Source organism: Pseudoflavonifractor capillosus, from assembly GCF_016899775.1.
Taxonomy (GTDB): Bacteria; Bacillota; Clostridia; order Oscillospirales; family Oscillospiraceae; genus Lawsonibacter.
This window is the reverse complement of sequence record NZ_JACJJE010000106.1, coordinates 1-4094: the sequence shown is the minus strand read 5'-3', so window position 1 is coordinate 4094 and position 4094 is coordinate 1. Positions and strand designations below refer to the sequence as shown.

The following is a 4094-nucleotide window of genomic DNA, read 5'->3' as shown; positions in this document are numbered from 1 at the left end:
GCCGTGCGCCTGCTGTCTCCAGTAAACTGAAACGGGAACGCACCTTATGTGATGCGTTCCCGTTTCGGCTCACTCCAGTTTTACGTTTATCCTTGCTTTTGGAACCCACTGCTTTCGATTTCTGCCACATCGTCCAGTGAGATTTTTGTCCCGTCCGTCAGGACCAGCACTCTCTGGATCTCATCCAGCTTCTTCAGCCGCCCAGTGGCAGTAAGGTAGGCCCCGCCGTCCTTCCGCTCATCCGGCTGGAACCAGGTGACCGTGATTTCTGGCTGTTCCGCAATATGCTCCAGCAGAACCGCCTGTCGCCGGTCCAGCTCCGCCTTGGTGTCCTCGTCCAGCTCCATCTTCTGCTTCGTCAGGCGGGCTGTCTCCGCAATGGCCCCTGCGTGGCCGCTGAGGGCGGCGAAGGGGCTAAAGATGGCCGCCCGCTCCGAGATGGGCATTCGCGGGTGTCTAGCGGAGGTGGGATGGGGCAGGTGAAGTATATCGTCGTACTTCCCGCTCATGCCTGATGCCCTCCAATCGTCCGATTCCGCTCCCGGGCGGTGGCGCCTTCCTCCAGGTTCATACCCTTGAGGATGGCGTTCTTGCCGTACTTTTTCTTGATGTCCAGCATGGCCTCCTGGAGCTTGCGCTCCCTGGCGTGGGCAGCCCTGTCTTCCTGCTCCTGATGCTCCTTGGCGGCGTAGTCGGTGAACAGGTCCAGCTGCTCCGCTTCTTCTTTGGGAGCGTTGGCCTCGTCCAACAGTTTGTTGGCGCTGATGCTCAGGCGGCGGATCAGCAGATTCTCGTCCACAATCCGGTCATAGAGGGCGGTGACCGCTCTCAGCAGGTCGTTGGCCGAAGATGTGTAAGGAAAATTCTCCGTCCCTACCGCGTGCTTGGGGATCTTCCGCCCATATCGGTCGGCGGTGACAGGGCCCTTATATTGGGCGGCCCGGCTGGGATCGTCCAGGTTTTCCCGGTCATAGCCCACGGTGAGGACCAGCTGATTGGTCACCAGCCCCTTGTCCACCAGGTCCAGGGCCAAAGCGTCCGCCATCTCCCGCACCACCAGGCGGGCTTTCTGGAAGTCGTACGGGCACTGGAGCACTTGGCCGGAAACGATGCTCTTGTTCTCCGGCTTGTACGCCTTCGCGTCCGCGATGGTACACGGCTCCCAGCCCCAGGCGTGGTCGATCAAAATTTCCGCGTTGATTCCGAACAGCTTGTACAGCAGTTCCTCATTGTGGTATTCTCCCGGTTTTCCGATGGAGCACCGGGCCACGTCCCCCATGGTGTACATCCCATGGGCCTCCAGTTTCGTCGCATAACCCTTGCCCACCCGCCAGAAATCGGTGAGAGGTCGGTGGTCCCAGAGAAGCCGCCGGTAGGTCATTTCATTTAGCTTGGCAATGCGCACCCCGTCCTTGTCCGGGTGGACGTGCTTGGCCACGATGTCCATGGCCACCTTGGCCAGGTACAGATTGGTGCCCATACCCGCCGCAGCGGTGATGCCGGTGGTTTTCAAAATATCCAGGATAATGGTCCGGGTCAGCTCCCGGGCGGTCATCTGATAGGTATCCAGGTAGTTGGTCAGGTCCATGAACACCTCGTCGATGGAGTAGGGGTAGATGTCCTCCGGAGCAATATACTTCAGGTAGACACTGTAGATCTTGGTGCTCCAGTCGATATAGTGGGCCATCCGGGGCGGAGCCACGATGTGGTCCAGGGCCAGAGCGGGATTCTTCTGCACCTCCGGATCGTGCCAAGAGGAGCCGATGAACTGATGGCCGGGGGCGCTCCACTTCCGCCGGGCGTTCACCTCTGCCACCTTCTGGACCACCTCAAAAAGCCGGGCCCGGCCCCCGATGCCGTAGGCCTTCAGGGAGGGGGAGACGGCCAGGCAGATGGTCTTGTCCGTGCGACGCTGGTCCGCCACCACCAGATTGGTGGTCATAGGGTCCAACCCCCGCTCCACGCATTCCACACTGGCGTAAAACGATTTCAGGTCACAGCAGACATAGGTCCGCTCCTTCATGTTTCCCTCACCCCCCTTGATTTTAGTATATCACGGATGCAGTCCTGTTATTGGGGCCATCCCAGCACGGCGTCCAGCGTCTCCGGCGCAGCCTCCGGAAAGTTCTTTTGTATCTGCTCATAGACCAGCGCTTTGGACTCCCCTGGGGCCACGGAGTAGGCGGAGGCGATGTGGTCGTACCCCCATAGTGCCTCCGGCGTGGTGTAGACAGAGTTGGGCCAGCCGTAGGGCGCCCCCCTCTTGTTGAGGCGCTGGCGGAAGTCCCGGATAAGCAGATAGCCTCCCATCTGGAGATCTGTGACCGTACCTTCGAAGTTTTTCTCTCCGCCTTTGCCGAATCCGGCCTGCCGCTTCAAATCGGAGGAAAACCACTCCTCCTGCTCCAGAAAGCGGTCCATGATCCGCTTCTGACGCATGGTGGCCCGCTCGTCCTCCCACCGGCTGTCGAAGTCATAGCCGTCCCGCCGCCAGTTGGCGAAGTGCGGAAACCAGGCTTTGGAGATGAAACCGGCCCGTTTGCCGAAAAACTTGCCGTATGCCACCCGGCCGCTGCGGGCGATAAGCGCGCGCCACTCCCAGGGGTCCTGCTCCGGGTCTCCGGTCCACCAATAGAGGCCTGCGGTGTTCTCCTCCGCGGAGAAGCCGACTATCTCGTTTTGAAACAGGGGCAGGAAGCCGATCTCATCGATCCAGCGAATGAGCTCCTCCCAGCTCTGGATGCGGGCAGGGTCATCCCAGTCCATGCCCCGTATGACCCATTCGCCGTTTTCCATGGCCATAGCGCGGTCCTTTCTTGATACGACACATATTTTTGCTTCTAACAAGTTACATTATAGCACATTTGTTCGGCAATATCTACCAATTTTTAATCTCTATGCCTTCTAGACGGCACTCTGCATACTTAAAACAAATCACCAGCTTGCCTATACCGCAAAGCTGGTGATTGAAAATCCGTTATTTATTTAGTGCGCCTCGGACAGCACTTTTAATCCCGGTCAAGGCAATGATGTCTTTCTTCAGCCATATCCCAGGTTCTGGACAATACCAAAATTGATCCTTACGCTTCTTAAAAATACGGTAGGGAGCGGTCAACGAGTTATCATAAATGTGACACACATCACAGATGGGGACCAGCTCTTTTACTAAATCAAGTGCTCTGTCATATCTGGAAATAATTTTTTCAACGGGCACATCATGGCCACCGGCTGATACTCTGGAAGCAACCCGCGCTACATTGATTTGGGCATCTGCAGTGAGAACATAGTAACAACGAATAAAGAAGTTTTCTTGCTTTGCACGTCTTAACAAGTTCAAATTGCGCGGGGTAGATAAAACAGTCTCAAAACAGAAGCTCTTATGCTCTTTTAGGTGAAGTTCTCGACGTTCCTCCGCTATTTGGGCTGCTTCAATATTTTCACATCCGAGCACACGTTGAATTTCATCCGCATTGATATATGACATTCCAGTCGGACGCAGTAAGTCTGTGATTGTACTTTTCCCTGAACCATTGGGACCTGCAAAAATAACAACCTCCGGTTTTTTAAGGGTTTCGTTCACTGTATCGTCCCTTTCTGACCTCGCCGACTACCTCACTGGTGCCGTCGCTGTGAACCATATATACCTTCCCTGTTTTAGGATCAAATTTAGCAATCGGCTGCTTGAGGATCTTTTTCTTTTTCAAATCTGCTGCGACAGCCTGTCTTGCATACTGGACGACGATGCTGTCATCCGGCAATTTATTTTCTAGCATCGTAAAGTTCACCTCCATAAAAACAGGCATACTTTCAGTGGTTGAGTAAGTTTACAAAATTATTATAGCCTCTTCTCTGGATAATGTCCAGTGCGAACGCTTTCCAATGCCAGCAAGCGGTATAAAATAATATATTTTGTTCTGAGGTATTTTCTCTCGTGAAGAACCAGAGAGGAAAAGTCAGCCCTAGCGCTGTCTTTTCCTCTCTGACCTTTCTCACAAAATCTGTACGATCTGATCCCAGAGCAGGATGTGTTTCTGGTCCACCGAGCGGTTGTCATGGAAGTGTCCAAAGAACCAGTATTCGTATTCCAGTCGCCG

Annotated in this window: 5 protein-coding genes; all 5 read right to left on the bottom strand. The window is 54.9% G+C overall.

What is annotated here, in order from left to right:
* Window positions 1-86: 86 nt before the first annotated feature.
* The gene (locus H6B31_RS16295) at window positions 87-509 is read right to left on the bottom strand and encodes a hypothetical protein (protein WP_204899465.1); all 423 of its coding nucleotides are present in this window, start codon (window positions 507-509) and stop codon (window positions 87-89) included.
* Window positions 506-2023, bottom strand: a complete 1518-nt coding sequence (locus tag H6B31_RS16290; RefSeq protein WP_204899464.1) for a Y-family DNA polymerase — start codon at window positions 2021-2023, stop codon at window positions 506-508. The genes H6B31_RS16295 and H6B31_RS16290 overlap by 4 nt, the downstream gene beginning before the upstream one ends.
* 47 nt (window positions 2024-2070) lie before the next feature.
* The gene (locus tag H6B31_RS16285) at window positions 2071-2802 is read right to left on the bottom strand and encodes an AlkZ-related protein (RefSeq protein WP_204899463.1); all 732 of its coding nucleotides are present in this window, start codon (window positions 2800-2802) and stop codon (window positions 2071-2073) included.
* Between the two features lie 175 nt (window positions 2803-2977).
* Entirely contained in the window at window positions 2978-3580 is a 603-nt protein-coding gene (locus H6B31_RS16280) for an ATPase (RefSeq protein WP_346014111.1), read from the bottom strand.
* The gene (locus H6B31_RS16275) at window positions 3564-3773 is read right to left on the bottom strand and encodes a hypothetical protein (RefSeq protein WP_204899462.1); all 210 of its coding nucleotides are present in this window, start codon (window positions 3771-3773) and stop codon (window positions 3564-3566) included. The genes H6B31_RS16280 and H6B31_RS16275 overlap by 17 nt, the downstream gene beginning before the upstream one ends.
* Window positions 3774-4094: the final 321 nt, after the last annotated feature.